The following is a 26,040-nucleotide window of genomic DNA, read 5'->3' on the forward strand; positions in this document are numbered from 1 at the left end:
AGGGATATCATGGACCGCAATTTTACGCGGGCGCTTGCGCTCGTCCTCAAATCCGAAGGCGGCTGGTCGGACAATCCGGCCGATTCGGGCGGCGCCACCATGAAGGGCGTCACTCTCGCCAATTTCCGCCGCTACGTGAAGGCGGATGCCGCCAAGGCGGATCTCAGGAAGATCAGCGATGCCCAGCTCGCCACGGTGTACCGCCGCTTCTACTGGGATGCGATTGCTGGCGCCGAGTTGCCCGACGGCGTGGATTACGCAGTGTTCGATTTTGCCGTGAACAGCGGGCCGGGCAGGGCGGCGAAATATCTTCAAGCAGTGGTCGGCACCGTCCAGGACGGCCGCATCGGGCCCGAGACGCTCGCTGCCGTCGGTTCCAGACCGGCCGCTGTCGTCATCGACAATCTCTGCGATGCCCGCCTGGCTTTCCTGAAGCGGCTTCCGACCTGGCCGACTTTCGGCAAAGGCTGGTCGAGCCGGATCGGATCCGTCCGCGCACAGGCGCTGCTGCTGACGGCTGCCGGGGCAGGCGAGGCATCGGCCACGCGGCCAGATCCTGCACCGACCGCTGCTGCGGCGGCGCCGGGCGGCGCTGCTGCCGTAGATGCCGTCGAACCGCTCGCGGCGGCGCCTGCCGACGCCAACATCCCAGCCGCCACCAAGGCGGGCGGCATCATTGCCGCGTGCCTGCTCGTCGCCTACGCCGCCTGGCAACACATCGCCGCCGCCTTGCAAGGAATGTTCTGATCATGGCCACCATAACCCAGCCGACCATCCGCCCGACCAACAAGCTGACGGCCGCGACCATCGCCGCCGCCGCCGTTTCGATTTCCGGCGTCTTCGTGCGCAATGTCTGGCCATCCTGGTACGATGCCGAGACGTGGGCCACGTTGCTGCCGCTAGCCGTCTTTGCCGTCGGCTATCTCGTCAAGGACGCGCCAAACCAATGAGCGCGCTCCTCTCCTTCCTGCTCGGCAATTCGACCGTTCTCGGCATCGGCGCGGCCATCGCCGCTGCGTTTGGCTGGGGTGTTCGCCAGCGGCTTGCCGGCGAGCGCGCCGAACGCAGCCGGCAGGCCGCGGCCGAGGCGGCGGCGCGGGACGTCGCCGACCAGGTTGACAACGATATCGGCGCGCTGCCCGCCGCCACTGCGCGAAAGGAGCTCAGGTCATGGGCAAGGGATTGATTGTCGCAGCGGCCGCAGCACTTGTCGCGGTAGCCGGCTGTACCACCGTCACCGGCGGATTTTGCGCGGTCTCGAGCCCGATGCGCTTGTCCGCATCCGCCGTCGCAGCGCTGTCGGATGCGGAAGTCAGAACGCTGCTGGCGCACAACCGCAAGGGCGAGAAACTGTGCGGGTGGAAACCGTGACGATCGTATTGCCGCTCGATTCGGGTCCTGCTGCTCGGGGACTGCTCATCTTCGGTGCCGGATCGGTCATCTGTTGCCTGATCGCGAGACGATGAAATGATGCATGATATTTTCGACCTGCTCGGTATCAAGGTGCCGGTGGTGTTCGCCGGCCTGTCCGGCGGCATATTGCGAGCGCTGTCGCGCCACCGCTACAAGCCGCGCGAGATGGTGGCCTCGCCGATCTGCGGCGCGCTCGCCGCCGCCTATCTGACGCTGCCCGTGGTCCAGTATTCCCGCGCCATGGGCCTGCCGATGGCCAATGACGACACCACGACGCTGGCGGCCGCATTCCTCATCGGCGTCTGCGCCATGTGGATCTCGGATATCGTATTCGAGGTCGTGGTGCGCAGGTTCAAGCCTGGGGAGTGACGCCGCGCGCCCGTGGTGATCGGCAGCAGGACGCGCCCGCCGACTGGACGAAGCCGACGACAATGCCCATCTATGGGAAATCCTGGAGCGGCTGTCATAGCGCCGGGCCTCCAGTTTTATCTTGCGCAAATCCGGACGGAAACGGCTACAACCTTTCCCGGAGTTGCTTTGGGGAGATTTGATATGGCGACTTCAAGCGAACGCGCAGTGCTTGCCGGCGGCTGTTTCTGGGGCATGCAGGATCTGATCCGACGCATCCCGGGCGTCCTGTCCACGCGCGTCGGCTACAGCGGTGGCGACGTGCCTGATGCCACCTACCGAAACCACGGCACCCATGCCGAAGCCATCGAGATCAATTTCGATCCCGCCAGGCTGAGCTACCGCACGCTGCTGGAGTTCTTCTTCCAGATCCATGACCCGACGACACGCAACCGCCAGGGCAACGATGTGGGGATGAGCTACCGTTCGGCGATCTATTACACCAGCGATGAGCAGAAGCGCGTCGCCGAAGACACCATCGCCGACGTCGACGCCTCGGGCCTGTGGCCCGGCAAGGTGGTTACCGAAGTGGCTCCGGCCGGCGCGTTCTGGGAAGCCGAACCCGAGCATCAGGACTATCTGGAGAAATACCCGAACGGCTACACCTGTCATTTCGTCAGGCCGGGCTGGAAGCTGCCGGTTCGCGAAAAGGCTGTTTCGTAGGCGCCCGGACCGAACAAAGCCCGGTTCCTGCCAGGCTCGGCCGATGGCGGGCTGCATTTTCAGGCGCCTGCCTGTTCGGCGAGGGTGAAACATCCAGAGACGGAGAGGCCACGGAACAGGCGTGCCGTGGCGTTCTCCGGCAGTTTCGGCGAATGGCTACTTGCCGCAATGCTTGTCATTGACGGTCGGCGAAGCCGTGCCCGGAGCGGTGTGGCTGGCATCCGGCTGAGCACCTTGTGGGCTGGCCGGACAGTTCCGGTCGGCGTTCGAATTCATGCCGTCGGGCATGACGGTCGTGCTGCCGGTCGTGCCAGGATCCACCGTGTTCGGCGATGCCGGCGTGTTCGGGTCGACCGTCACCGATTGGCCGCTGCCAGGCCCATTATCGCCGCCGTTTCCGCCAGTATTTTGCGCCATCGCCGAAGTGGCGAGACCAATTGTAAGAGCCGAAGCTGCGAGGATTTTCATGAACATGGTTTGTCTCCATTTCTGTGAAGTCTTCGCTCGTTTCTACGAAGTTCGTCGCGTTTGCGACTATAGGGACAACCACTCGTCGTGGCTAAGGTTCCGGACAAATTTCGCTCAAGACCGGGCCCGACGGAACCGCCCATAAATCAGGCTTGGCGCAATGCATTTCCGGCGATGGTCCTGAAAAAACAGCTTTCATAGCCGTCCGATTGGTGCTTTAACGCGCTCATCCACAGGGGTGCTCCGTACGGTCGGGGCTGAGACGAGGGCGGCAAGCCCACGGACCCTAAAAGCTGATCTGGGTAATACCAGCGGAGCGAGGCGGGCGATGTTTTCAGGCGCACAGATTTCCCTATATCCCATGGCCGACGATTTCGTCGGTGTTATCCTTGGTGCGCTCGGTGCGCTCGATCCCTATCGTGATCGACTGAGGATTGAGACCGACGATATCTCGACCCTGCTGGTCGGACCGCCCGAGGTGCTGTTTCCTGCCATGCGCGACCTGTTCGTGGCGGCAGCGCGCAGCGGCAAGCATTGCGTGCTTTCGGCCGCCGTCTCGCGCGGCTGCCCGGGCGAGCCGGACGATCCAATCTGTCGCTCCGACGCGTTTGGCGGACCTGCCGGGCCGCTCGGCCCGCGCAAGGAAGCCGCTATCACCGCCGTGCGCGGCGTGGCCGTCACCGGCCAGCCGGCGGCGGCGCAGTTCTCGCTCTATGTCATGGGCACCGACGACCACATGGACGAGATCTATGGCTGCATCGACGTCCTGAAGCAGTCGGGCGTATATGAGCGCTCCAAGCATTTCTGCACAAAGTTGCGCGGCGACGCAGGCGCCATTTTTACCGCTCTCAACGAGGCCTTTTGCCGCTTCGGGCCGGGTGCCGGCCACGTAACGCTCGACGTCACCGTCTCGGCCAACAGCCCCACCGCCGTCTGACGGCGCGCCCCGCGCCGTCCGCTCCGGGTACCTGTGTGTCCTCCCCGTCCGCCCCTTCGCGTCCGATCGTGGACCTCATCGCCAGAACCGCTCCGGCGATGCTTTCGGTGGGGCTACTGCTGGCCGCCTGGGAACTCTATGCACGCTTTGGTGGCGTCAAGCCGACAATCCTCCCGGCGCCATCGCGCGTCTTCGCTCAGGCAATGCTCAACCGGCAGGCGCTGGCCGATAACGCCGCGCCAACCCTACGTGCCACGCTCGCAGGCTTTGCCTGTTCGCTCAGCGGTGCCTTTGTGCTGTCGATATTGGTCGACTTCTCCCAGCCATTGCGGCGCGCCCTTTTTCCGGTCTTCGTGGTCAGCCAGACCTTGCCGCTGGTGGCGATTGCACCGCTGGTGGTGCTGTGGTTCGGCTTTGGGCTGATGCCCAAGGTCATGCTGGTGGCGCTGGTCACCTTCTTTCCGATGTTGGTGGCTTTGGCCGAAGGCTATGAGGCGACGGAGACTGAGATCGGCCAAATGCTGCGCGCCATGGGGGCAGGGCGCTGGCGTGTCTTCGTCCTGGCGCGGCTGCCATCGGCGTTGCCCTACTTCTTCGCTGGTGTCAGGATCTCCATCACCTATGCCGTCGTTGGCGCCATCTTCGCCGAATATGCGGGCGCGGCGAAGGGCCTCGGCATCTACATGCTCAACGCCAAGAACAACTTCCGCCCGGACCTGGTGCTGGCCGCCGTCGCCGTCAGCGCCGTGCTGACGCTCGTCCTGTTCGGGCTGACGGTGCTGGTCCAGCGCCTTGCCATGCCCTGGGAACGGGCCGCCGGCGGGCAGGCCCCAGGAAAGGGGCCGTGGCGATGAACCGGCTCGACTTGCGGCATGTGCGCAAGGCCTTCGAAGGGCTCGACGTGCTTGCCGACATTTCGCTCAGCGTCGGCACCGGCGAGTTCGTCTCCATTCTAGGCCCCTCCGGCGCCGGCAAGTCGACGCTGTTCCAGCTTCTGACCGGCGCGCTTCACGGCGAGGGCGAGATATTCTTCGACGGCAAGCCGCTCGATGACCATGGCCGGCATTTCGCTTTCATGCCGCAGCGAGACGCGTTGATGCCCTGGCGGCGCATTCTCGACAACGCCACGCTCGGGCTTGAGGTGCAAGGCGTCAGGCGCAAGGCTGCCCGCGCTCGCGTTGCGCCGCTGTTCGACGAATTCGGGCTTGCCGGTTTCGAACGGCATTTTCCGGCGCAGCTTTCCGGCGGCATGCGCCAGCGCGCGGCCTTGCTGCGCACCGTGGTGCAGGCACGCGATATGCTGCTGCTCGACGAGCCGTTCGGCGCGCTCGATGCGCTGACCCGCGCCGCCATGCAGCGCTGGTTGGAACAGATGTGGCGGCGCCACTGCTGGACGGCGCTGCTGATCACCCACGACGTGCGCGAAGCTGTGTTCCTGTCCGATCGCATCTATGTGCTGTCGGCGCGGCCGGCGCGCGTCGTCGCTGAGATCAACGTGCCGCTGCCGCGTCCACGCGAACTGGCCGGCGGCGCTGCACGGCAGGCCGGCACCCTGGAAGCCGAGATCCTCGACATCCTCCTCAACCCGAGCCACCAGAAGGACATGGACCATGACTGATCTGACGCGCCGGCAAGCCTTGCTGCTCACTGCCGCTGCTGGCCTTCCCCTTGTAGCTCGGCCAGGCCGATCTCTTGCCCAAGCGGCCGCCCGGAAAGTAACGGTGGCGCTGGACTGGACGGTCAACACCAACCATATCGGCCTGTTCGTCGCTCGCGACAAAGGGTTTTACAGCGAGGCCGGCCTCGAGGTCGACATCCTGCCCTACAGCGATACCGGTGCAGGCACGCTGGTTGCCAACCACGTTGCTGATTTCGGGATCAACGGCTCCATCGGCCTCTTCACCCAGAAAACCGCCGGCGCCGATCTCAAGGCGGTCTATGCCGTGGTGCAGTCCGAAACCGGGCGGCTGGTGTTCAATGCAGCACGCGACGAGATCAAAAGCCCCAAGAATCTTGACGGCCTGACCTATGGCGGTTTCGGCAGTGCCTGGGAAAACGCGCTGATCTCGACCATCATCCGTCACGATGGCGGCAAGGGGGCTTTCGAAACAGTGACGCTCGGCACGTCCGCCTATGAGGCGCTGGCCAACGGTTCGGTCGACTTCACGTTGGAGGTCTCGACCTGGGAAGGCGTCGAGGCAGAACTCAAAGGCGTCAAACAGCGAAGCTTCGTCTATGCCGACTACGGCGTGCCCGACGAGCACACCACGCTGATCTCCTCTAGCGATGCGTATCTGCGTGCAAATCCGGAATTGGCGTCGGGCTTCATACGGGCAACGCGGCGCGGCTACCAGTTCACCGTCGATCATCCCGAAGACGCGGCCACACTGCTAATATCAGCCAACAAGGATGCCCTGACCAATCCGGCATTGATCCATGCCTCGCTGAAGGCGCTGATCGATGGGCACTATCTGCGTGGGCAAAACGGCGCCATCGGCAGCATGGACCCGGCCAAGATGGAAGCGATCGGTTCCTATCTCTTCGCCGCAGGGATCCTCCGGAATGGCGACGGCGAGCCCGTTGTCCGGAAACCGGATTTTCGCAGCTATTTCAATAACTTCTATCTGGGGTAGGGATCAAGTCGCATCGGACGCCAGCTCTGCTCAAGCTGATTGCCTTTCGTCAGTCTCGTCAAAGCTGCGGTCAAGGCAAAACCCTTACCGCAATAAGCACAGAGCGGCGACTGCCATTACGCTCAAATCACACCAACGCAACATCCGCGCCCCTCCCAAAAAGTCCGTCTAATCTACCCCGAGGCTCAGCGCCTTCTTGCGATCGGCCTGAGCACGCTTGCGGTTGCCCTTGGCTTCCCACGCCCGGCTCCGCGCCTCGTAGGCGGTTGCGAAATCCGGCTTGAGCCTTATCGCCTGGCTGAAATCCGCGATGGCCCCTGCATAGTCCGCTCTGCTGATTCGGATCACGCCTCGACCGAAATAGCCAAAGGGGTTTTTGTGATCGAGGCTGATGGCCTTTTCGAAATCGCGCAGCGCGGCGACGTCCTTGTGCCCTCCCATCCATAGGACGCCTCGATCGGCATAGACCCTCGCGTCCGCGGGGTTGAGATTGATGGCCTTTTCGAAGTCGGCAAACGCCCCGTCGTAGTTTTCCTGGAAACTGAGGTTCTGGCCGCGACTGTAGTAGGTTTCGGCTATATTCGGATTGATCGCGATCGCCTGCGTGTAATCGGCAACAGCATGAGCGTAATCGTTCTTGGCCTCCCAAGCCATGGCCCGGGCCAGATAGGCGTCATGAAATGCCGGGACAAGTGCGATCGCTTTGCCATACAGAGCTATCGCGCCGTCATAGTCGTTTTTCTCATGCAGCCTCCGACCCTTGGCGAAAAGCGCCTTGGCGGCCGAATCAGTATCGCCCGGTTCGGTCGAAGCGGCGGCTGAACTGGCGGTGGCCGCCGCCGAGCTGACGGCGGCGGGCGTAGCGGCCGCCATATCGCCCTGTCCCTTCGCAGCCACAGCCGCCTTGCGGGCGACCGCGTAATCGCGATTGTCGGGATCGAGCTTGATCGCCTGGCCGAAGTCGGCGATTGCCTCGTCATAGTCCTTCCTGTCAGCACGCGCCATGCCGCGCCCATAATGGCTGGCGTCGTCTTTCGGATCGATCTCGATGGCTACCGAATAGGCGGCAATCGCGCGCGCCACGTCGCCCTTGGCGTGCCAGGCCATGCCCATGCAGAAGTAGGCGTCGCGCGCTTTTGGATCGAGTGTTGAAGCCCGGCTGCAATCGGCAAGAGCGCCTTCGGCATCGCCTGACGTGATCTTGGCGAGGCCCCGGCGAGAATGAGCTGCAGCAAAATTGGGGGCGAGCTGGATGACCGTGTCGTAATCGGCGATCGCTTGCGCGTAAGCGCGTTTGGCGGCCCGGGCCTTGCCGCGGCCGTAATAGGCGAACCGGTTGTTCGGATCGAGCGCAATGGCTTTGTTGTAGGCGCCGATCGCCTGATCGTACTTGCCCATGTCCAGGAAGGCATCGCCGCCAAGGATCGCTTCGAGGGCGCGCGGGTCGGTCGCCTCCAGAGCCCTTGCGGCCAGCGTGTCTTGGGTAGCAGCGATATCCGGAACGACGGCTCGCTGCTTTTGCTGTTGGGTGCCCGGCAACAGTGCCGGCTTGCTCTGGTCGGTGGCAAGCTGATCCCCGCAGCTTCCTGCCCGCATCGGATCAAGCTCGATGGCGCGCCGGCAATCCGCCGCCGCTCCGGCGCTGTCTCCCTTGAGCGTCCTTGCGCGGCTGCGGCCGAGATAGGCGTCCGCATTGTCGGGATCGAGGCTGATCGCCTTGTCGAAGTCGAGAAGCGCGCCCTCGATGCCATATTTCGACAGCCGCATCCCGGCGCGCTCGATCAGGGTCTTTGCGGCTGTGCGATTGCTGGTCGCATCCTTGGCGGCGGATAAATCCCCGCCGGGCGCCTGTTCGGCATCGTCATCGGTGACAGTGGGATCGAACTCACTCTCGGCGGCGCGGGCGATGCCGCGTTTGACATTGGCCAATATGTTGTTGGGATCGATACGGACCGCCTCGTCATACTCGGCCAAGGCCTGCTTCGAGTAGCCCTTCCTGTCCCAGGCGATGCCCAGGCCCGCATGCGCGTTGCCATTCTGAGGGTCGGCCTCGATTGCCTGTTGGAAATCGATGATGGCCGCGTCGGTCTTGCCCTTGTGCAGGAAGGCGAGGCCACGGTTGCTGTAGGCATCGCTGGAAGACGGCTCCAGGCTGATGACGATGTTGAAGTCCGCGATCGCGCGATCGTCTTCTCCATTGCTGAACCAGTCGGCGCCGCGGTTGAGATATGCGGATGCGTCGTTCGGATCGAGCGCGATCACCTCGCTGTAGTCGGCGATCGACCGGTCGTATTGCTTCTGGTCGCCCAGAGTGACGCCCCGTTGGAAATAGGCTGTGGCGCGGATGCCGGCCGGCTCTGCGGCATCCTCCGCGATCGCGGTGCAGGCGACGATGCGCTTGTCCGGCTCGATGTCCTCGCCGATGCAGGTGGCATAATCCTTCTCGGCAGCGAGCGCAGGCATGTTCAGGGCGAGTACGGCGCCAAGCGCGACTAAAGGCCACCAGCTGGGCACAAGGGTTGTCAGCGCACGAAATTCAATCGCGGCGGCGGTCAGTCCCGCATCCTTCCAGCTCATCATGTCGCTGGTCCCCCAAAAAACTTGATCGCCTTGGCGGCAATGTTCTCATTGTTCCTTTTTTGTTCTTAATATGCAAGCATAAATTGCAAATCGTCCGGCGGATCTGATGTCATCGCAATGATCGAGACGGTTAACTTGCCGTCGATCCGATCTTGTTGGTTAACTACCCGGCAATGGTTGCGTGCAAAGGTCGCCCGAGAGGACCATCGGGTATTCGCCTTGCTCATGTCAAAAAGTGAAACGCTTTCACGCGCCGACGAGGACGGGTTTTTCTCCGCGGCGCGCAAGCGCGAGATCCTGGTCGATCTGCGCGAAGGCTTCTTTCGCGCCTGCGCACTGGCTTGCGCGGGGTTGTTTGTCTATGGCGGCGTGTATCGACTCGTGCAGGATCCGACTCGGCTCAATGTCGCGCTGGTGGCGATTTCCGAGATACTCACCTTTACCTGGCTGCTCCTGTCGCGGCGACCGGTGGTGCGTGACTGGAACCCGCTTACCGTCATCGTCTCCGTGATCGCCAGTTTCGGTGCCGCCCTCATCAGTCTCGAACCGGGAGTGGCCGTCATTCCGGTCTATGTCGCCGCGCCGCTGCAGCTCATGGCGCTGTCTTTCGTCATCTGGGGAAAGATTTCCCTGGGCCGCTCCTTCGCCATCCTGCCCGCCAATCGCGGTGTGATGACCGGTGGCGCCTATCATCTTGTGCGGCACCCGATCTATGCTGGCTACCTTGCCGGGCATGTCCTGTTCCTGCTGTCGGCCTTTTCGTTCTACAATCTCGCCGTCTACGCCGTGATCACGTTCCTTCAGCTGTATCGTATCCTGCGCGAGGAGGCATTGCTGGCCACCTTGCCGGAGTATCGCGAGTACATGAACCGCGTGCCCTACAGGCTATTTTACGGGATCGCCTGACGACCCTTCCCTGATTCGAGACACCTAGTTGCTGCCTTCTGCCGACCCGCCCGGCCGGCGGCCCGTCTCGATGTCAGACATCAAATGGAACATGAACGCGATCAAAGCGTTCATCTTACCAGCAACATTCTCAACCCAGAAGTGCCGGAACCGGCGCGCAAGTGCCTGCGGGAGTGGAAGCCATGAGCCTTGGAACCATCCTTATCATCATCCTTATCCTCGCCTTGCTCGGCGGCTTCAGCGGCCTCGGCGGCGGTCCGTTCTATGGAACCGGTTATTATGGCGGCGGCGGGCTGGGGCTTGTGTTGCTGATCGTCATTATTCTGGTCGTGCTTGGACGCATCTAAAGTGCGTCGTGCACGTCGTTCTCAAGATGAGAGCCGCTTTTGGGCGACATGCATTGGCGTTGATCGCGAGCCCGTGACCGTACCAATGCCGGCGCACACCGGATCGTGATGCGGGCAAACAGGCTTGTGGTCCGGAGCCTGGCGGAACTCCCGTAAGGTGATTTCGGTCCACACCCCCGTGGAAAGCAAGAGGAAAGGTCCCACCCTTGTCCTCCTGCAAGGCCCGCCCCGGTTCCCGGAGCGGGCTTTCGTTCTTCTGCCGATAGGATCACCACCGCAAGATGCGTCCAGAGCGGCGAATCCTTCTTCGTCGCTGCAGCCGGCTGATTTTGAAAGCAGCGCACCGCGCACATACCGGGCCTGCCATTGACAAGCTCGAGACATCAGGAGATCTTAAACAGGATTAGACAGGTTCATTATACAGGTACTTATATGAAGCGGAGCGCGATCAAACTGTCTCCCGGCACGGGCAAGCCCGAGCAGATCGCCACCGTTCTCGAACACGAGATCCGTTCCGGCGTGCTGGGTTTCGGCGACCGTCTGCAAAGCGAAAATGAACTCGTCCAGCGTTTTTCCGTCAGCCGCAACACGGTGCGCAAGGGGCTGGAGGAACTGTCCAGCCGCGGGCTGATCACCACAAAGGTCGGCATCGGGTCCTTCGTCACCTTTGACGGCAAGCCGGTCGATGATGCGATCGGATGGTCGCGGGCGCTGGCCAATGCCGGCGCCAACGCCGACACCCGGACGCTGCGACTGGAGGTGATCGAGGACCCCGACCTTGCCGTGCTGCTAGGCATCGAAAGCCCGCTCTTCATCGCCGTCGACCGGGTCCGCACCAACGCCAGCGACGGCCATGCCATTTCCATCGAACGCAGCCGCCTGCCGCTGTCGTCCGAATTGGAGGACGTGCCGCTGCGCGGCCTGCGCGAAGGCTCGTTGCACCAGACGCTGCGCGAAGCGGGGCTTGTACCCGACCATGGCGAGGAGTGGGTCGACATCGAGATGTTGAACGCCCATGACGCCGCTATCCTCGGCTGCCCGCAAGGCACGCCTTTCCTGCGCGGCCGCCGCCTGACGCGCGCGGCCGATGAGCGGCCGGTCGAATATGTCACCAGCCTGCTCAATCCCGCCCATTTCGCGCTGCATATGAGGTTCTGAGCAATGCCGGACAGCGAGCTTGAGATGGATCGCGCCATGGGTGCGCTCGTCGGCGGGGCGCTGGGCGACGCGCTTGGGATGCCGACGCAGCTTTTATCTCCGGGGCGGATTGCCGAACTCTACGGCCATGTCGAGGATTTCGTCGCGCCTTTCGCCGATCATCCGGTATCGAAAGGGCTGTCGGCCGGGACTATCACCGACGATACCGAACAGGCGCTGCTGCTCGGCCGCATCCTGGTTGCTTCAGGCGACCGCTTCGAGCATGCGCGCTGGGTCAACGCGCTGCTCGACTGGGAGCGCGAGGTCAAGGCGCGCGGCAGCTACGACCTTTTGGGACCGTCGACCAAGCGCGCCATCGACGCCATCAACAAGGGTGTGCCAGCCGAGGACGCCGGGCGCGGCGGCGATACCAATGGCGCGGCCATGCGCATCGCGCCGGTCGGCATCATGATGCCGCCGGAGCCGCTGGATGCGCTCGTCGACAAGGTGGCCGAGACCTGCCGGGCAACACACAACACCTCGATCGCCATTGCTTCCGCCGCGGCGGTTGCGGCCGCTGTCAGCCGCGGCATCGCCGGCGGCGACTGGCGCGCCGCGTCCGACAGTGCCGTCGTAGGGGCGAGGCGAGGGGCGACACACGGCTATTGGGTGACCGGCGGCGACATCGCCGCACGCATCGCCTGGGCGCAGGGTCTGGTGCGCGGTAAGGCGCCGCGAGATGCAGTCCGGGTGATCACCGATCTGGTCGGCACAGGTGTCGCCAGCCAGGAATCCGTTCCGGCCGCCTTTGCGGTGCTCGAAATCGCCGGCGGCGATGCTTGGCAGGCGGCCGTCATCAGCGCCAATCTCGGCGGGGACACCGACACGATCGGCGCTATCGCCGCAGGCATGGCCGGCGCCTGCACCGGCCTTTCACGATTGCCGCAGGACCGCATCGCCGCCCTCAAGGGCTTCGACATGTCGCACGTCCGAGCACTGGCCGCCGACCTCGTGGCGGCGCGGACGTCGAAGGGCCGCCCGGAGCAGACCGGCCCTGGCAAGGACGCGGCGGCATGAACGGGCGTCTCGTCCATGTCGGCAGCGCGGTGGTCGACTATGTCTACCGCATCGACGCCTTGCCGGCGCCCGGTACGGAGAAGACCGCTTCGAGCTACGCGCAAGTCGCCGGCGGCGGCTTCAACATGATGGTCGCGGCAATCCGTACCGGCATGAAGGTGGTATTCGCAGGCCAGCTCGGCAGCGGACCCAATGGCGACTTCCTGCGCGCCGCCTTCGCCGCCGAAGATATCAACATTCTGACGCAGCCTTCGCCTCTGATGGACAGCGGCAACTGCGTCGCCATGATCTCCAGCGATGCCGAACGCACCTTCGTGTCGTGGCCGGGGGCGGAGAGCGTGCTCAGCCTCGACATGATGGCGCCGGTGCTGGTCTCGACCGAGGATTGGGTGTTCACGTCAGGCTATACGCTGAGCTATCCCGGCAGCCGCGACGCGCTCACCGACTGGATCGAGACGCTGCCGGCGGACATTCCACTTGTCTTCGATCCGACGCCGGTCGTTTCGGACATTTCGCGCGCCACCCTGTCGCGGGTGCTCGCCCGCACGACCTGGCTGAGCTGCAACACGACGGAAGCCGCCGACATTGCCGGCCCGGGCGATGCCGACGCCCTTGCGGCACGACTGCTTGCCGATCATTGTCGCAAGGCCGACGGCGTCGTCATCCGCTGCGGCGCCAAGGGCTGCCATATCCGACTGGCGGGCGGCTCCGCCCGAACCATTCCCGGCTTCGAGGTCTCCGCTATCGACACCAACGGCGCCGGCGACGCTCATATCGGCGCCTTCGTGAGCGCCCTGGCGCGCGGCATGCCGCCTTTCGAGGCGGCGCGCTACGCCAATGCCGCGGCGGCCATTTCGGTCACCCGCCATGGCGGTTCATCGGCGCCAACAGACGCGGAAATCCAGACTTTCCTGAGCCATGCCGACGATCCCCTCGACCGGCGCGCGAGGCCAGGACCGGAAGGCCCATCAGACAGTCTGACAAAGCCCGGGAAGCGGGCAAACGAAGAGAGGAACGAACATGCGCATCCCTGACTTGACTGTCCTGTTGACGGCGACTGCCGTCTTCACCTCCGCACTTACCCTTGGCGCCATGGCCGATGAGGTGCATGTGCTCAACTGGAAGGGCTACGGCGCCGACGAGCCATGGGCGATCGCCGCCTTCGAGAAGGCGACCGGCCATAAGGTGGTCAACGACTTCTTCAATTCCGAACAGGAAATGCTGACCAAGATCCGCACCAATCCCGGTCTCTATGACGTCGTTATGATCAACGCCGCCTTCAACGACCAGGCAATGGCTGAAAAGCTGATCCAGCCGATCGATACCTCCAAGCTGCCCAACTATGCCGACATCAGCAAGGACAAGGCGAACTCGCCGATGCTCGACCATGACGGCAAGGTCTATGGCGTGCCGTGGGTGTGGGGCCTGACCGCCCTTGCCATCAACGAAAAGTCCTTCGACAAGCCGCCGACATCAATCGCCGAAATGTGGGATCCCGCCCATAAGGGCCGCGTCGTCATCCGCGACGATGCCGTCGAGGCCGTGCAGTTCGGCGCCATCGCCACAGGCCAGAACATCAACGACATCAAGGATATGGATGCGGTCAAGACGAAGCTCACCTCGCTGATGCCGCAGATCAAGACCTTCTGGAGCTCGGAGAACGACTGGAACCAAATGGTGGCTTCCAATCAGATCGACATCGGCACCTATTGGAGCGGTTCGGCCGACCGCGCCAAGACGCATTTCAAGCTGCCGGTCTCGCTCGTGATCCCGCAGGAAGGCGCGGTCGCCTGGCTGGACGCCTTCTCCATCCCGGTCGGCTCCAAGAATGTCGCGGGCGCCGAAGCCTTCATCAATTACATGATCGACCCGAAATTCTATGTCGAATGGGTCACCAAGGTCGGTGCACCAGTGTCGGCCAACACCAAGGCGGTGGAAGCGCTGCCCGAGGATGCGTTCAACCGCAAGGTGATGGGTGATCCCGCGGTCGCCAAGCGCATCCAGTTCCAGGCGCCGATCACCGATGCCCAGCGCGAAGCTTATCTTACGCTCTGGCAGCAGCTGAAGGTTGACGTGAAATAAAACGCGCGTCGGGGCCGGCCGGTGTTCTCGCCGGTTGGTCCTCCCAATCCGGGGGAGGAGGATAGCATGGCAGCAGAGGGGGCGGTCGCAGCGCGCGGCGGGCTGAGATCGGCGCTGCCGCTGCTGGCGCCCGCCTATCTCTGGCTGACGGTGGCGATCTTCCTGCCATTGTCGGCCATGGTGTTCTTCTCGTTCATGACCGACCTGCCGCTGACGGGAAAGCCGTGGGCGTTCACGCTTGGCAACTACGCCGCCTTCTTCTCGCAAAGCCTCTACCTGACACTGCTGCTTGCCTCGTTGCGCCTCGGCCTCGAGGTGACCTTGTGGTGCATCGTCATCGGCTATCCCGCGGCTTACGTACTGGCCAAGGTGCTGAAGGGGCGCAGCCGCGAGGCGATCTTCCTGCTCGTCATCCTGCCGTTCTGGTCGAACGGGCTGGTGCGCATCTTCTCCTGGGCGATGGTTTTGCGCGAAGGCGGCATTCTCGATACCGCGCTCAATGCGGTGCTGCCGTTCAAGATCAATATCGATCTCATGTATTCCTATCCGGCGATCATCATCGGACTGGTGCACTCCTATGTGCCATACATGGTGCTGACCTGCTATCTCACTTTGCAGGCGATCGACGATTCCTTGATCGAGGCCGGACGCTCGCTCGGCGCCTCGCGGCTGCAGGTGCTGAAGCGCGTCATCATCCCGCTGTCCATGCCGGGCCTGTTGGCGGGCGCGGCCCTCATCTTCGTGCCGGTTGTCGGCTCCTTCATGGAGCCGCGCATACTCGGCGGCCGCAGCGGCACCTTCTATGGTACGGTGATCGAGGATCAGTTCGTCGCTGTGTTCAACTGGCCGCTTGGGGCGGCACTCTCCTTCATCCTGTTGGCCGTGGTGCTGGTTATTCTGGCGCTGGCCGCACCGGTGCTGCGGAGGACGGCGTGATGGCGACGACGCGTATCCTGGAATGGCTCGGCCGCCTCTATATCGCGGTGCTGCTCGCCTTCCTGTACTTGCCCATCCTCATCATGGCGCTGATGTCGTTCAACGTCTCGCCTTTCTACCAGCTGCCGTTCGAGTGGACGACGGGATGGTATGCCTCGCTGTGGCAGAACGACCAGCTCATCGCCGCCACCTGGAACAGCATCAAGATCGCCGTCATCACCACGGTCATCTCGACCGTGCTCGGCTCGGCGGCGTCCCTGGCGCTCTACCGCAATGAATTCCGCGGCAAGAAATTCCTGCAGGCGCTGCTGTTCCCACCGATCGCCATTCCCTGGCTGATCACCGGCACGGCGATGCTGATCTTTTTCTTCGGCATCGGCATTGGACGCGGCCTGTTCGCCATCCTGCTCGGCCATGTCGCATTGGCGCTGCCCTATGTCATCGTGGTCGTCTCGGCGCGATTGCAGACCTTCGCGCCGGAGCTGGAAGAGGCGGCGCGCTCGCTCGGGGCCAATCAATTGCAGGTGACGAACCGCGTTACGCTGCCCTGGATCATGCCGGGTGTGATCGCCGGCGGCTTGTTTGCGTTCGCCGTGTCGTTCGACCAATTCGTGGTGTCCTACTTCCTGGCGACGCCGGGGCAGACGACGCTGCCGGTCGAGATCTACGCCGCGATCCGCAAGGGTTTCACGCCTGAGATTAACGCGGTCTCCACCATCATCATCGTCGTGTCGATGGCGCTGATGCTGCTGACGGCGCGCTTCTTCAAATTCGGCGGAGAGAAATAATGGCGGGCGTCCAGGTATCAAACGTCTCGCGCAGCTTCGGCGCGCACAAGGCGCTGGACGATGTCTCCATCGATTTCGCCGATGGCGGCTTCTACGCGCTGCTCGGGCCATCGGGCAGCGGCAAGACCACGCTGCTGCGCCAGATCGCCGGCTTCGATTTTCCCGACAGCGGCCGCATCGCCATCGGCGGCGAAAGCGTTGAGCGGGTGCCGGTCGAGAAGCGGCGCATCGGCATGGTGTTCCAGAACTACGCGCTGTTTCCCAATATGAGCGTCGCCGACAATGTCGCCTTCGGTCTGTCGGTGCGCGGCGAGGCCAAGGCGGCGATTGCCACCGAAGTGCAACGCGCGCTCGACCTCGTTCAGCTCAGCTCGCTCGGCGGTCGCAAGCCGCATCAGCTCTCCGGCGGCCAGCGCCAGCGGGTCGCGCTGGCGCGCGCCATCGTCACCAAGCCGCGCGTGCTTTTGCTCGACGAGCCGCTCGGCGCGCTCGACAAGGCGCTGCGCGTCGACATGCAGATCGAGCTCAAGCGCATCCAGCGCGAGATCGGCATCACCACCATTTTCGTCACCCACGACCAGGAAGAGGCGCTGACGATGAGCGACCGCATCGGCATCTTGCGCGACGGTCGCCTGGTGCAGGAAGGGCCGCCGGAGGATATCTACGACCGGCCGAAAAGCGAATTCGCCGCCACCTTCCTCGGCGACGCCAATATCTTTCGCGGCGATACCACCGGCAACGGCATTCGTCTGCCGGACGGCACGACGATCGCCGCCGGGGCGGGCGCCAGGCTTGCCGCCGGCGCAAAGGCAAGCTGCGCCGTGCGTCCGGAGCGTATTCGGATTGCCCTAGATGCCGGGACTTCGGACGGCGATGCCAACATGCTCAAGGGCCAGGTATGCAAACGCATCTTCGCCGGCAACAACAGCACCTACTTTGTCGAGCGTGCCGGCCAGACGCTGAAGGTCATCGTCCAGAACACCGGCGCTGACAGGCTGGCGGAAGGTCAGCATGTCGTACTACGCTGGTCGCCGGAGAGCACGGTGTTGATCGCGGCGGGGTAGTTCACTGAGCTGTTGGCGTGCCTCCGCGCCATAAGTCGAGCAGGGGCCGGAGCGGCAATGACGTTGGAATTGACTGCCGAGGACCAATCCATGCTCGATGGCGAGCAAGGGCCGTCGGCGGCCGCGGCCATGAAGATCCTTGTCGCCTTCTCCAAAGCCATCGGAGCAGAGAGCCTCCTCGACATTGCCGGCGCCCATATCGATGGCTGCCTCTACCACGGCAAGGCAGGGCTCGATTTCGTCGAGCGGCTGGTCGAAGGCGGCGGCCGCGTTCAGGTGCCGACGACGCTCAATGTCGGTTCGTTCGACCTCATCCATCCCGGTCTGGTGAAGATGCCGGCGGCGGAGGAAGCGCCAGCGCGGCGGCTGATGAAGGCGCATATCGAGCTCGGCTGCCAGGCGACCTTCACCTGCGCGCCCTACCAGACGCGGTTCCGGCCCGGTTTCGGCCAGCAGATCGCCTGGGGCGAATCCAACGCCATCGTGTTTGCCAATTCGGTGATCGGTGCGCGCACCAACCGTTATGGCGATTTCATCGACCTGTGCTGCGCCATGACCGGACGCGCGCCGGCCTGGGGCCTGCATCTCGACGAAAACCGGCGCGGCCGCATCCTGTTCGAGCTGGACTTTGCTGAGCCAGAGCCGAGCGACGGCTTGTTCGTCGGCGTCGGGCTGATCATCGGGCAAGCGAGCGGCGATCGCGTTCCGGTTATTACAGGCCTGCCGCGGCCGCGCGACGAGGACCAGCTGAAGGCGCTGGGCGCGGCAGCAGCGACGACGGGCGCGGTGGCGCTGTTCCATGCGGTCGGCATCACCCCGGAAGCGGGAACGCTTGACCAGGCGTTCCAGGGTCAAGCACCGGAAGACACGATCCGCATCACGCGGGCCGATATCGATCAAGCGCTGGCCAGGCTGTCGCGCGTACCCGACGGGGCGCCGCTGGCCGCCGTGTCGCTGGGCACCCCGCATTTCTCGCACGCGGAATGGATGCGCCTGCTGCCACTGCTGCGCGCCGTCGCGCCGGGCAGGGGCATCCCGATCTATGTCAACACCGGTCGCGCGACGCTGATGCGATTGCAGGAGGAGGGTGCGCTTGATGGCACGCAGGCGTTCGGCCTGATCCCCGTCGCCGACACCTGCACTTATGTCACTGCGATTCTGGAACGGCTCGACGGCGTGGTGATGACCAATTCCGGCAAATGGGCGCATTACGCGCCGGGCAATATCGGCGTGACGGTTGCGTTCGCGGATATGAAGGATTGCGTCCGCTCCGCCGCGATGGGGCACGTCGTGCGAGGCGCGTTATGACCGCGCCGGCGGGAACGAGAGTCGTCGAGCGATCCGGCATCTTCCAATTGGCCGGCAGTGCCGAAGGGCGGGCGCTGGTGTTTTCGCAGACGCTCAGCTTCTGGGGCGGCATCGATGCGGGGACCGGGGACATAACGGATCACTCGCATCCTGGCCTCGGCCAGAACGTCGCCGGGCAAATCCTGGTGATGCCGAGCGGGCGCGGCTCCTCGTCCTCATCCTCGGTGCTGGCCGAGGCGATCCGAAGGGGCACGGCGCCTGCCGGCATCCTCCTCGAACGGCCCGACCCGATCCTGGCGGTGGGCGCCATCGTTGCGGAATTCCTATACGGGATCAGCATGCCGCTGGTGGTCTGCGACATTGACGGCATTGTTTCCGGCGAGCGGATCGCGATCGGTGTCGGCGGGGATAACAGGGCAATTGTCCGCAAGGAAACCGTTTCCTGACCAAGTTCGACGCGGACGACGCAGGCAGTTGGCGCTTCGCTCCCCACCAAATCTCATTTCTTTCAGACAGCCTTCCGCTCGAACAAACTTTTCGCTCGGCCCGAAACATTGGCACGATATTCCAAGCGGCACGGTTGACTGGGAGCGGGTTGTCTAGCCTATAATTCTACTAAATTCATAGACTAACTTCGTCCGGCGCTGCACGGCATGCTCCATCCGAGCGGCAGCAAGAAGGGAGCGCATCGATGCCGAAGACAGAATCCAACTCGATCGAGCTTGGCACCAAAGCGGCCGATTTCCTGTTGCCCGACGCACAAGGCGTGCTGCACCGGCTCGGCGATTTCGATGCAAAGCCCGCCTTGCTCGTCGTCTTCATCTCCAACCGCTGCCCGTTCGTCGTTCTGATCCGCGAGCAGCTTGCCGCTTTCGCCAGGGAATATGCGGGCAAGGGGCTGCAAGTGGTGGCGATCAATTCCAACGACCATGAGGCGCATCCCGAAGAGACGCTGGCCCGCATCGGCGAGGAAGTGGAGGAATTCGGCTATTCCTTCCCCTATCTCAAGGATGCCTCGCAGCAGACGGCGAAAGCTTATGGCGCGGCCTGTACACCCGACTTCTTCCTGTTCGGCGCCGACCGGCGGCTCGCCTATCACGGCCAGTTCGACGATGCGCGGCCGGGCAACAGCAAGGTGGTGACGGGCGCCGATCTGCGCGCGGCGCTCGACACGGTGCTGGAAGGCGGCAGGCCCGCCGCCGACCAGGTGCCGTCGATCGGCTGCAACATCAAATGGAGCGCCGGCAATGAGCCGGCGTGGTTCTCGGGCGCTGCGCGCGCTGCTTAGCGCCTCGCACTCCTTCGCAGAGCATCCATGTCCATGCCTCAAAAATCCGCGTCCGACAGGCTGCAACTCCAGGCCGACGTGCTCGTACTGGGCGGAGGCCCGTCCGCAGCCTGGGCGGCGGTCGCCGCTGCCGAAAGCGGCGCGCAGGTGGTGCTGGCCGACAAGGGCTATCTCGGCACCAGCGGCGCCACCGCACCGTCCAATACGGGCACTTGGTGCGTACCGCCGGGCGACAACAGGCATGCCGTGGTCGAGCGACGCTGGCAGCGCACCGGCGAACTTGCGGACCAGCGCTGGATGCTGCGCTGCGTCGACACGGCCTATCGCAACCTGCTCAGGCTTTCCGAGTGGGGCTATCCGTTCCCAAGCGAGGATGACGGCCGGCTCTACATCGCCAATCTGCGCGGGCCCGACTACATGCGCTTCATGCGCCGCCGTGTGCTTCTGGCTGGCGTTACCGTGCTCGACCACCATCCGGCGCTGGAACTCCTGTCGGATGGCGATGCCGTCGTGGGCGCGGCCGGTATCGGCCGGCAGGCCGGCCAGGACTGGCGCGTCGACGCCAACGCGGTGGTGCTGGCGACCGGCGGCTGCGCTTTCCGTGAGCGCATCCTCGGCGGGACTGGACTGACCGGCGACGGCTATCTGATGGCGGCAGAGGCCGGCGCAAGCCTGTCGGGCATGGAGTTTACCGGCAAATACACGTTGGCGCCCTTTGGATCTTCGCTGAACAAGGGGTTGCCGTTCCGCTGGGCCTCGTTCCATCGCGAGGATGGGTCGCCGATCCTGGGCCCTACCGGTGAGCCGCTGCGCAACGGCATCGGTGAACGCGAGGACGAGGTGGCGCGCGCATTGATCGAGGGACCGGTTTATGCGCGCCTCGATCAAGCGGAACCCGCGCTGCAAGGCTGGTTGCGCCAAGGGCAGCCGAACTGCTTCGTGCCTTATGACCGCGCCGGTGTCGACCCGTTCACCGAGCTGTTCCGCATCACCCTGCGCGCCGAAGGCACGGTGCGCGGCACCGGCGGCATCGACATCGTCTCCGACGACTGCGCCACCGGCGTGCCCGGCCTCTATGTCGCAGGCGACGCCGCCAGCCGCGAGATCATGACCGGAGCGGTATCGGGCGGCGGCGCCGTCAATTCCTCCTGGGCGCTGGCCAGCGGCTGGTGGGCGGGCAAGGGCGCCTCGACCCATTCGAAGCGTCGCGGCGGCAAGGCGTTCCGCGACACCGTCGAGCCACTCGGCCAGGCCGGCCTGCGCCCGGCGGCCTCGCCGCGTGCCGACATCGCGGCAGGCGAGATCATCGAGGCGGTGCGCAACGAGGTGACGCCGCTCGACAAAAATTTCTTCCGCAACGGCGAGAGCTTGGAAAAAAGCCGGGAACGGCTGGAGAGTGTCTGGCGCGACGTGCGCGACTATCTGCGGGGCGAAGGGGTGGACCGGGTCCGCACGCGCGAGGCGGCGTCGATCGCCGCCGCCGGGCGCTGGTCGGTGGCGGCCGCGCTGTACCGGACAGAAAGCCGCGGCATGCATCGGCGCACCGATCTGCCGGGCAAGAACCCGGCCCTCACGCATCGGCTGGTCATATCAGGCGTCGACGACTTCCGCATTGCCGGGGCGCCGGAGCGCCTGGCGGAGCTGGCGTCATGATCGAGATCGTCTCGGCCGCGCGCTGCGTCGAATGCGACATCTGCGTCAAGGTGTGCCCGACCAATGTGTTCGACGCTACCAGGGACGGCGCGCCTGTGATCGCCCGCCAGGACGATTGCCAGACCTGTTTCCTGTGCGAGATCTACTGCCCGACCGACGCGCTTTACGTTGCCGAGTTCGCCGAGGGGCCGACCGGCATCACCGAAGCGCAGGTCGAGGCACATCAACTGTTCGGCGGCTACGCCCGCGCGCTCGGCTGGAAGCGCGGCAAGGCCGGCGGCTCTGAATTCGACCCGACGCACCGCATCCGCGTGGCGCAATAGGAAGCGACAGGACATGGACCGCATCGTCGTCAGCGACATCAAGAAGACCTTCCTGCTCAAGCCGGGGCAGTTCGTCACCGTCGACGGCGAGGAGACCGACCGCGTCACTGTGCTCGACGGTGTCGATCTTTCGGTCCGCAAAGGCGAGTTCATCACTTTGGTCGGCCCGAGCGGCTCGGGCAAATCTGTGCTGCTCGACATCATCGGCGGGCTGACGCAGGCAAGCGGCGGCGACGTCCAGCTCGACGGCCGGCGCATCACCAGGCCGGATCCTAAGACCGGCTATGTCTTCCAACAATATGCGCTGTTTCCCTGGCGCACGGCGCTGGCCAACATCGAATACGCACTGGAAGTGCGTGGTGTCGCCAAGGCCGAGCGCACGGCGACGGCGCGCCACTTGTTGTCGTTGTTCGGTCTTGCCGGTTTCGAGGACCGTTTCCCCAACCAGCTCTCCGGCGGCATGCAGCAGCGCGTGGCGATCGCCCGCGCCCTGGCGAGCAACCCGGAAGTGCTTTTGATGGACGAACCCTTCGCGGCACTCGACCAGCAGACGCGCGAGCTCCTGCAAGGCGAGCTCTTGCGGATCTGGGGCAAGATCAAGACGACGGTTATCTTCGTTACCCATTCGATCGACGAGGCGATCTTCCTCGCCGACCGCGTGGTGGTGATGACGGCGCGTCCGGGCGCAGTGAAGGAGATCATCGACATCGACCTGCCACGGCCGCGCGACGGAGACATCCGTGCCAGCGCCGGATTCAACGGATATCGCGCCCGCGTCTGGGACGCGCTGCGCGACGAGGTCAACAAGGCGCAGAAGGACTGGACGTTGTCGCCAGCCTTCAGTCATTGAGGAGCTAGAGCCATGGCCTATCTCACCGAAAAGTTCGGCCCTGCCGGCGCTCTTCACCTGTTTGCCGGCGCCGGCGAAACGGCGGCCGCCGCGAGAGTGCCGGCCATCAAGGCCCACAGTGCCAAGGCCCGGCGCAAGGGGACGAGCCACGGGACTTTCCTTTACGGCTTGCCGCTGCTCGGCCTGTTCTTCCTCGTGTGGGAAATCGCGCCACGGCTCGGCTGGCTGAACCGTATCTTCTTTCCGCCGCTGAGCGAGGTGCTGGTCGCTTGGTGGAACCTGCTCGCCTCGGGCGTTCTGGTCGAACATATCGGCATCAGCCTGCAGCGCGCGGCGATCGGCTTTGCTCTCGGCGTGGTGGTGGCCATTCCACTGGGCCTGCTGATGGGGCGCTACTCGCTGTTCGAGAAGGTCTCTGACCTGCTTGTGCAGACGCTGCGCAACACCTCGCAATTCGCGCTGCTTCCGGTGTTCATCCTTTTGCTCGGCATTGGCGAGGAATCGAAGGTGGCGATCACCTTCTACTCCTCGGTCTTCTTTCTGCTGGTCAACACGATCAGCGGCGTCAAGTCGGTCGATCCGCTGCTGATCAAGGCGGCGCGCTCGATGGGTACGTCCGACTTCGACCTGTTCCGGAAGGTTATCCTGCCGGCCAGCATCCCCTCTGTTGTCGCCGGCGCAAGGCTGGCGGTGAAGTCGTCGCTGTTCGCGGTGATCGGCGCCGAGATGCTGGCGGCCAAATCCGGCCTCGGCTTCCTTATTCAGAACTCGCAGTTGATGATGGAAACGGCGGACATGTATGCCGGCATCCTGACGCTGACCGTCATCGGGCTCACCGTCAACTATTTGCTCGTCTGGTTCGAACGCTGGGCGACCGCCTGGAAAGGCCAGTCCGAGTCCTCGCTCATCTGAGTCGTTCACTCATTCCAATCAGCAAGGATTTTCCTCATGTCCAACATTGCATTCGACGGATTTCGCCGGCTGTTCCTGAAGGGCGCCATTGCCGTCGTCATCGGCCTTGGCGGCATGCCCGCCTTCGCACAGGACAAGCCCGAAGTCATCCGCATCGGCAGCACCGCGCCGGGGCACCTGAAATTCGTCCTCGCCCAGAAGGACGGCTGGTGGGAAAAGGAGTTCGCCAAGGATGGCATCAAGGTCGAACTTGTCACCTTCAATGGCGGCTCCGAGGCGACGACGGCGTTGGCTACCGGCGCAATCGAATTCACCTATACTGGAAACAATCCCGCGTTGCGCGTCGCCGCCTCCGGCGCCGATGTCAAGCTGATCGGCCTGTCGAGCTATGTGCGGTCGGGAGGCTCGTATGTCGTGGTTAAATCCGACTCTCCCCTGAAGACGCTGCAGGACCTCAAAGGCAAGAAGGTCGCCTATCTCACGGGCACGGTGCGGCATTCCAATTTCAGCAAGGCGCTGAACAGCGTCGGCCTGACGACTGGTGACGTCGAGGGGTTGAACCTGCCTTTCGAGGCCTCCGGCCCGGCACTGCTGCGCGGCGACATCGACGCCCTCGTCGAGACGGATTCGACCGCGGCTAAGCTGGTCGATACCGGCGAGGCGCGGGTACTCTTCGATACCAGCACCTACCCGGAATGGAACGTGCCGAACGTCATTTCGGTCAACGGCGCCTTCGCGGCGAAATATCCCGACCTGGTCAAGCGGCTGCTGAAGGTCGACATCGAGATTTCGCGCTGGGCCGATGCCCATCCCGACGAGACGATCAAGACATTCGTCGAGGCGACCAAGTCGTCGGAGAAATCGGTGCGCAAGACCTATGCCGACGGCGTTTTCCACCAGGATCCGAGGCTGACCGACGATGCGATCGAGGCGCTCAAGGGCGAAGAGAAATTCATGGCCGGTGCCGGGCTTTTGAAGGGCTCGATCGACTATGGCAAATGGATCGACAAGAGCTTTGTCGATGCCGCCGCAGCTGAAGTCGCCGTCGTACAGTAGGCTTTCGGCTTGGGCGGGCCTCGCGGCACTCCCCCCAATCGTCGAAGGTCAGTCAGATCTCCGGGATGTTCTCCTTGAAAATCACCTGCAGCCTCGGCTGGTGCGGTTCGTAGGGCAGTGCCCGGACCGCATGGGTCAAGGTGTTGAGCGCTTCGCGAGCTTCGACGCGCGGGTTCTGGTCGATGACCGCGTCAAGCGTGCCGTCGAGCAGAAGCTCCTTGGTGCCTTCGGTTACCTCATGGCCGAGGAAAACCATCGACTGCGCGCGGCCGCGCTCCTTGAGCGCGCGGGCAATGCCGGTATTGCCCGCGCCGACATTGTAGATCGCGGCCAGATCGGGGTGTCGCTCCAGGAGGGCTGATGCCTCCGAATAGGCCTTCTCGCGGTCGTCAAGCATCTCACGCATCTCGACGATCTCCAGATTGGGCGATTCCTCGGCCAATATGTGGCGAAATCCCATCTCGCGTTCCTCATGGCCGCGATAGGAGAGCGAACCGGCGAACAGCGCCACCTTCCCGGGACGTTCCGACCCCATGAAACGGTTCAGCAGGTAGCCGGCCAGCCGCCCGGCGGCCCGGTTGTCGATGCCGATATATGCGACCCTTGGCACATGCAGGATATCGGAGGCGATGGTCACCACCTTGACGTCGTTGGCCGATAGCGAGCGGATCGCCTCGCGCACCGTCGGATGGTCGAGCGCGATGACGCCGACGCCCTGCGTCTGGCCGCGCAGATCCTGCAAAAGGCGTGCGAGCCGGTCGGGATTGAAGCCCTCTATGGTGGCGATGTGGACGTCGAGATCGGGCCGCGCCAAGGCCTGCGCCTCGATGTGGCGGTGCAGCATCTTGATGAAGGAATTGGTGCCGGCCGGCAGCGCGAAGTCGAGCCGGATGACGTCGCCGGGCAGGGCGCGCGGCGACGTCCCGTTCGGGCCTTCGGCGATGTAGCCAAGACGCTGTGCCATTTCGAGCACGATTTCGCGCGTGCGCGCCCTCACGCCCGGACGGTTGTTGAGAACACGGTCTACGGTGGCGGCGGAAACGCCGGCTTCCCGGGCTATGTCAGTCAGGGTGGAACGCACCGTCTTTCATCTCCTCAATGCATCAGGATCACGCAATGCCGACGCCGGCCGGGCGGCGACTGCTCTTCGCCATCCGCGATTCTGATGGGAAATGATGTATCCGGCCTTGGCCCTTGCGCAAGCCGCCGGG

Annotated in this window: 30 protein-coding genes and 1 riboswitch; of the genes, 27 read left to right on the plus strand and 3 right to left on the minus strand. The window is 64.0% G+C overall.

Features of this window, described 5'->3' with window-relative positions; genetic code table 11:
• Nucleotides 1-9: 9 nt before the first annotated feature.
• The 6 genes from FJ964_RS28105 (at nucleotide 10) to msrA (ending at nucleotide 2,484) form a co-directional block, all read left to right on the plus strand.
• Nucleotides 10-747: a glycosyl hydrolase 108 family protein gene (locus FJ964_RS28105; RefSeq protein WP_140553736.1), complete on the plus strand. Its 738-nt coding sequence runs from the start codon at nucleotides 10-12 to the stop codon at nucleotides 745-747.
• 2 nt (nucleotides 748-749) lie between these two features.
• Nucleotides 750-950, plus strand: coding sequence for a hypothetical protein (locus tag FJ964_RS28110; RefSeq protein ID WP_140553738.1), 201 nt, complete (start codon nucleotides 750-752; stop codon nucleotides 948-950).
• Nucleotides 947-1,186, plus strand: a complete 240-nt coding sequence (locus tag FJ964_RS28115; protein ID WP_140553739.1) for an ABC transporter permease — start codon at nucleotides 947-949, stop codon at nucleotides 1,184-1,186. Before FJ964_RS28110 ends, FJ964_RS28115 begins: the two co-directional genes overlap by 4 nt.
• Nucleotides 1,171-1,371: a hypothetical protein gene (locus FJ964_RS28120; RefSeq protein WP_140553741.1), complete on the plus strand. Its 201-nt coding sequence runs from the start codon at nucleotides 1,171-1,173 to the stop codon at nucleotides 1,369-1,371. Before FJ964_RS28115 ends, FJ964_RS28120 begins: the two co-directional genes overlap by 16 nt.
• A gap of 99 nt (nucleotides 1,372-1,470) precedes the next feature.
• A complete protein-coding gene (locus FJ964_RS28125) occupies nucleotides 1,471-1,782 on the plus strand; it encodes a hypothetical protein (protein WP_140553861.1) in 312 nt (103 codons plus the stop codon).
• A gap of 183 nt (nucleotides 1,783-1,965) precedes the next feature.
• The gene (gene msrA, locus FJ964_RS28130) at nucleotides 1,966-2,484 is read left to right on the plus strand and encodes a peptide-methionine (S)-S-oxide reductase MsrA (RefSeq protein WP_140553743.1); all 519 of its coding nucleotides are present in this window, start codon (nucleotides 1,966-1,968) and stop codon (nucleotides 2,482-2,484) included.
• Nucleotides 2,485-2,640: 156 nt separating this feature from the next.
• Here the strand turns inward: msrA and FJ964_RS28135 are convergent, their stop codons facing one another.
• The gene (locus FJ964_RS28135; RefSeq protein ID WP_140553745.1) at nucleotides 2,641-2,958 is read right to left on the minus strand and encodes a hypothetical protein; all 318 of its coding nucleotides are present in this window, start codon (nucleotides 2,956-2,958) and stop codon (nucleotides 2,641-2,643) included.
• A gap of 218 nt (nucleotides 2,959-3,176) precedes the next feature.
• Nucleotides 3,177-3,290: riboswitch (TPP riboswitch) on the plus strand.
• On the opposite strand from FJ964_RS28135, the gene FJ964_RS28140 reads away from it, so the two are divergent.
• The 4 genes from FJ964_RS28140 to FJ964_RS28155 all read left to right on the plus strand — a co-directional run bounded on the left by FJ964_RS28140 (nucleotide 3,281) and on the right by FJ964_RS28155 (nucleotide 6,522).
• On the plus strand, nucleotides 3,281-3,889 hold the full coding sequence (locus FJ964_RS28140) for a YkoF family thiamine/hydroxymethylpyrimidine-binding protein (RefSeq protein WP_140553746.1): 609 nt from the start codon (nucleotides 3,281-3,283) through the stop codon (nucleotides 3,887-3,889). Its footprint overlaps the riboswitch before it by 10 nt.
• Nucleotides 3,890-3,987: 98 nt before the next feature.
• Nucleotides 3,988-4,743: an ABC transporter permease gene (locus FJ964_RS28145; protein WP_140553862.1), complete on the plus strand. Its 756-nt coding sequence runs from the start codon at nucleotides 3,988-3,990 to the stop codon at nucleotides 4,741-4,743.
• Nucleotides 4,740-5,507, plus strand: coding sequence for an ABC transporter ATP-binding protein (locus tag FJ964_RS28150; protein ID WP_140553747.1), 768 nt, complete (start codon nucleotides 4,740-4,742; stop codon nucleotides 5,505-5,507). The genes FJ964_RS28145 and FJ964_RS28150 overlap by 4 nt, the downstream gene beginning before the upstream one ends.
• The gene (locus FJ964_RS28155) at nucleotides 5,500-6,522 is read left to right on the plus strand and encodes an ABC transporter substrate-binding protein (RefSeq protein ID WP_140553749.1); all 1,023 of its coding nucleotides are present in this window, start codon (nucleotides 5,500-5,502) and stop codon (nucleotides 6,520-6,522) included. Before FJ964_RS28150 ends, FJ964_RS28155 begins: the two co-directional genes overlap by 8 nt.
• Before the next feature lie 168 nt (nucleotides 6,523-6,690).
• On the opposite strand, the gene FJ964_RS28160 is transcribed toward FJ964_RS28155, so the two are convergent.
• Nucleotides 6,691-9,102: a tetratricopeptide repeat protein gene (locus tag FJ964_RS28160; RefSeq protein ID WP_140553751.1), complete on the minus strand. Its 2,412-nt coding sequence runs from the start codon at nucleotides 9,100-9,102 to the stop codon at nucleotides 6,691-6,693.
• A 117-nt stretch (nucleotides 9,103-9,219) separates the two neighbouring features.
• Here FJ964_RS28160 and FJ964_RS28165 point away from each other — a divergent pair, with 117 nt between their 5' ends.
• From FJ964_RS28165 to FJ964_RS28245, 17 genes are all read left to right on the plus strand, one after another.
• Nucleotides 9,220-10,008 carry an isoprenylcysteine carboxylmethyltransferase family protein gene (locus FJ964_RS28165; RefSeq protein ID WP_224713323.1) on the plus strand — a complete coding sequence of 263 codons (789 nt, stop codon included), beginning with the start codon at nucleotides 9,220-9,222 and terminating at the stop codon, nucleotides 10,006-10,008.
• A 182-nt stretch (nucleotides 10,009-10,190) separates the two neighbouring features.
• Complete coding sequence (locus FJ964_RS28170; protein ID WP_023757858.1) at nucleotides 10,191-10,355, plus strand: DUF3309 family protein; 165 nt, start codon at nucleotides 10,191-10,193, stop codon at nucleotides 10,353-10,355.
• Between the two features lie 432 nt (nucleotides 10,356-10,787).
• Nucleotides 10,788-11,513, plus strand: a complete 726-nt coding sequence (locus FJ964_RS28175) for a GntR family transcriptional regulator (protein ID WP_140553753.1) — start codon at nucleotides 10,788-10,790, stop codon at nucleotides 11,511-11,513.
• A 3-nt stretch (nucleotides 11,514-11,516) separates the two neighbouring features.
• Entirely contained in the window at nucleotides 11,517-12,569 is a 1,053-nt protein-coding gene (locus FJ964_RS28180; RefSeq protein ID WP_140553754.1) for an ADP-ribosylglycohydrolase family protein, read from the plus strand.
• Nucleotides 12,566-13,603, plus strand: a complete 1,038-nt coding sequence (locus FJ964_RS28185; RefSeq protein WP_140553756.1) for a PfkB family carbohydrate kinase — start codon at nucleotides 12,566-12,568, stop codon at nucleotides 13,601-13,603. The genes FJ964_RS28180 and FJ964_RS28185 overlap by 4 nt, the downstream gene beginning before the upstream one ends.
• Entirely contained in the window at nucleotides 13,590-14,651 is a 1,062-nt protein-coding gene (locus FJ964_RS28190; protein WP_140553758.1) for an ABC transporter substrate-binding protein, read from the plus strand. The genes FJ964_RS28185 and FJ964_RS28190 overlap by 14 nt, the downstream gene beginning before the upstream one ends.
• Nucleotides 14,652-14,717: 66 nt before the next feature.
• Nucleotides 14,718-15,587 (plus strand): ABC transporter permease, encoded by an 870-nt coding sequence (locus tag FJ964_RS28195; RefSeq protein ID WP_140553760.1) that lies wholly within the window; start codon nucleotides 14,718-14,720, stop codon nucleotides 15,585-15,587.
• Nucleotides 15,587-16,375: an ABC transporter permease gene (locus FJ964_RS28200; RefSeq protein ID WP_140553762.1), complete on the plus strand. Its 789-nt coding sequence runs from the start codon at nucleotides 15,587-15,589 to the stop codon at nucleotides 16,373-16,375. The genes FJ964_RS28195 and FJ964_RS28200 overlap by 1 nt, the downstream gene beginning before the upstream one ends.
• Nucleotides 16,375-17,439, plus strand: coding sequence for an ABC transporter ATP-binding protein (locus FJ964_RS28205; RefSeq protein WP_140553763.1), 1,065 nt, complete (start codon nucleotides 16,375-16,377; stop codon nucleotides 17,437-17,439). Before FJ964_RS28200 ends, FJ964_RS28205 begins: the two co-directional genes overlap by 1 nt.
• A 57-nt stretch (nucleotides 17,440-17,496) precedes the next feature.
• Nucleotides 17,497-18,747 (plus strand): aconitase X, encoded by a 1,251-nt coding sequence (locus FJ964_RS28210; RefSeq protein ID WP_140553765.1) that lies wholly within the window; start codon nucleotides 17,497-17,499, stop codon nucleotides 18,745-18,747.
• Entirely contained in the window at nucleotides 18,744-19,193 is a 450-nt protein-coding gene (locus FJ964_RS28215; protein ID WP_140553767.1) for a DUF126 domain-containing protein, read from the plus strand. The genes FJ964_RS28210 and FJ964_RS28215 overlap by 4 nt, the downstream gene beginning before the upstream one ends.
• A gap of 245 nt (nucleotides 19,194-19,438) precedes the next feature.
• Nucleotides 19,439-20,035: a thioredoxin family protein gene (locus FJ964_RS28220; RefSeq protein ID WP_140553768.1), complete on the plus strand. Its 597-nt coding sequence runs from the start codon at nucleotides 19,439-19,441 to the stop codon at nucleotides 20,033-20,035.
• A 27-nt stretch (nucleotides 20,036-20,062) separates the two neighbouring features.
• Nucleotides 20,063-21,688 carry an FAD-binding protein gene (locus FJ964_RS28225; protein WP_140553770.1) on the plus strand — a complete coding sequence of 542 codons (1,626 nt, stop codon included), beginning with the start codon at nucleotides 20,063-20,065 and terminating at the stop codon, nucleotides 21,686-21,688.
• Nucleotides 21,685-22,011: a ferredoxin family protein gene (locus tag FJ964_RS28230; protein ID WP_140553772.1), complete on the plus strand. Its 327-nt coding sequence runs from the start codon at nucleotides 21,685-21,687 to the stop codon at nucleotides 22,009-22,011. Before FJ964_RS28225 ends, FJ964_RS28230 begins: the two co-directional genes overlap by 4 nt.
• Nucleotides 22,012-22,024: 13 nt before the next feature.
• Nucleotides 22,025-22,861 (plus strand): ABC transporter ATP-binding protein, encoded by an 837-nt coding sequence (locus FJ964_RS28235; RefSeq protein ID WP_140553774.1) that lies wholly within the window; start codon nucleotides 22,025-22,027, stop codon nucleotides 22,859-22,861.
• A gap of 12 nt (nucleotides 22,862-22,873) precedes the next feature.
• A complete protein-coding gene (locus FJ964_RS28240; RefSeq protein ID WP_140553776.1) occupies nucleotides 22,874-23,773 on the plus strand; it encodes an ABC transporter permease in 900 nt (299 codons plus the stop codon).
• A 36-nt stretch (nucleotides 23,774-23,809) separates the two neighbouring features.
• A complete protein-coding gene (locus FJ964_RS28245) occupies nucleotides 23,810-24,829 on the plus strand; it encodes an aliphatic sulfonate ABC transporter substrate-binding protein (RefSeq protein WP_140553777.1) in 1,020 nt (339 codons plus the stop codon).
• Nucleotides 24,830-24,881: 52 nt separating this feature from the next.
• Here the strand turns inward: FJ964_RS28245 and FJ964_RS28250 are convergent, their stop codons facing one another.
• On the minus strand, nucleotides 24,882-25,910 hold the full coding sequence (locus FJ964_RS28250; protein WP_140553779.1) for a LacI family DNA-binding transcriptional regulator: 1,029 nt from the start codon (nucleotides 25,908-25,910) through the stop codon (nucleotides 24,882-24,884).
• Between the last annotated feature and the right edge of the window lie 130 nt (nucleotides 25,911-26,040).

Source organism: Mesorhizobium sp. B2-3-2 (genome assembly GCF_006442295.1).
Classification (GTDB): domain Bacteria; phylum Pseudomonadota; class Alphaproteobacteria; order Rhizobiales; family Rhizobiaceae; genus Mesorhizobium.

Coding starts and splice junctions, on each gene's coding strand:
- FJ964_RS28105 (WP_140553736.1), top strand. CDS start 10: ATGGACCGCAATTTTACGCGGGCGCTTGCGCTCGTCCTCAAATCCGAA.
- FJ964_RS28110 (WP_140553738.1), top strand. CDS start 750: ATGGCCACCATAACCCAGCCGACCATCCGCCCGACCAACAAGCTGACG.
- FJ964_RS28115 (WP_140553739.1), top strand. CDS start 947: ATGAGCGCGCTCCTCTCCTTCCTGCTCGGCAATTCGACCGTTCTCGGC.
- FJ964_RS28120 (WP_140553741.1), top strand. CDS start 1,171: ATGGGCAAGGGATTGATTGTCGCAGCGGCCGCAGCACTTGTCGCGGTA.
- FJ964_RS28125 (WP_140553861.1), top strand. CDS start 1,471: ATGCATGATATTTTCGACCTGCTCGGTATCAAGGTGCCGGTGGTGTTC.
- msrA (WP_140553743.1), top strand. CDS start 1,966: ATGGCGACTTCAAGCGAACGCGCAGTGCTTGCCGGCGGCTGTTTCTGG.
- FJ964_RS28135 (WP_140553745.1), bottom strand. CDS start 2,958: ATGTTCATGAAAATCCTCGCAGCTTCGGCTCTTACAATTGGTCTCGCC.
- FJ964_RS28140 (WP_140553746.1), top strand. CDS start 3,281: ATGTTTTCAGGCGCACAGATTTCCCTATATCCCATGGCCGACGATTTC.
- FJ964_RS28145 (WP_140553862.1), top strand. CDS start 3,988: ATGCTTTCGGTGGGGCTACTGCTGGCCGCCTGGGAACTCTATGCACGC.
- FJ964_RS28150 (WP_140553747.1), top strand. CDS start 4,740: ATGAACCGGCTCGACTTGCGGCATGTGCGCAAGGCCTTCGAAGGGCTC.
- FJ964_RS28155 (WP_140553749.1), top strand. CDS start 5,500: ATGACTGATCTGACGCGCCGGCAAGCCTTGCTGCTCACTGCCGCTGCT.
- FJ964_RS28160 (WP_140553751.1), bottom strand. CDS start 9,102: ATGATGAGCTGGAAGGATGCGGGACTGACCGCCGCCGCGATTGAATTT.
- FJ964_RS28165 (WP_224713323.1), top strand. CDS start 9,220: ATGATCGAGACGGTTAACTTGCCGTCGATCCGATCTTGTTGGTTAACT.
- FJ964_RS28170 (WP_023757858.1), top strand. CDS start 10,191: ATGAGCCTTGGAACCATCCTTATCATCATCCTTATCCTCGCCTTGCTC.
- FJ964_RS28175 (WP_140553753.1), top strand. CDS start 10,788: ATGAAGCGGAGCGCGATCAAACTGTCTCCCGGCACGGGCAAGCCCGAG.
- FJ964_RS28180 (WP_140553754.1), top strand. CDS start 11,517: ATGCCGGACAGCGAGCTTGAGATGGATCGCGCCATGGGTGCGCTCGTC.
- FJ964_RS28185 (WP_140553756.1), top strand. CDS start 12,566: ATGAACGGGCGTCTCGTCCATGTCGGCAGCGCGGTGGTCGACTATGTC.
- FJ964_RS28190 (WP_140553758.1), top strand. CDS start 13,590: ATGCGCATCCCTGACTTGACTGTCCTGTTGACGGCGACTGCCGTCTTC.
- FJ964_RS28195 (WP_140553760.1), top strand. CDS start 14,718: ATGGCAGCAGAGGGGGCGGTCGCAGCGCGCGGCGGGCTGAGATCGGCG.
- FJ964_RS28200 (WP_140553762.1), top strand. CDS start 15,587: ATGGCGACGACGCGTATCCTGGAATGGCTCGGCCGCCTCTATATCGCG.
- FJ964_RS28205 (WP_140553763.1), top strand. CDS start 16,375: ATGGCGGGCGTCCAGGTATCAAACGTCTCGCGCAGCTTCGGCGCGCAC.
- FJ964_RS28210 (WP_140553765.1), top strand. CDS start 17,497: ATGACGTTGGAATTGACTGCCGAGGACCAATCCATGCTCGATGGCGAG.
- FJ964_RS28215 (WP_140553767.1), top strand. CDS start 18,744: ATGACCGCGCCGGCGGGAACGAGAGTCGTCGAGCGATCCGGCATCTTC.
- FJ964_RS28220 (WP_140553768.1), top strand. CDS start 19,439: ATGCCGAAGACAGAATCCAACTCGATCGAGCTTGGCACCAAAGCGGCC.
- FJ964_RS28225 (WP_140553770.1), top strand. CDS start 20,063: ATGTCCATGCCTCAAAAATCCGCGTCCGACAGGCTGCAACTCCAGGCC.
- FJ964_RS28230 (WP_140553772.1), top strand. CDS start 21,685: ATGATCGAGATCGTCTCGGCCGCGCGCTGCGTCGAATGCGACATCTGC.
- FJ964_RS28235 (WP_140553774.1), top strand. CDS start 22,025: ATGGACCGCATCGTCGTCAGCGACATCAAGAAGACCTTCCTGCTCAAG.
- FJ964_RS28240 (WP_140553776.1), top strand. CDS start 22,874: ATGGCCTATCTCACCGAAAAGTTCGGCCCTGCCGGCGCTCTTCACCTG.
- FJ964_RS28245 (WP_140553777.1), top strand. CDS start 23,810: ATGTCCAACATTGCATTCGACGGATTTCGCCGGCTGTTCCTGAAGGGC.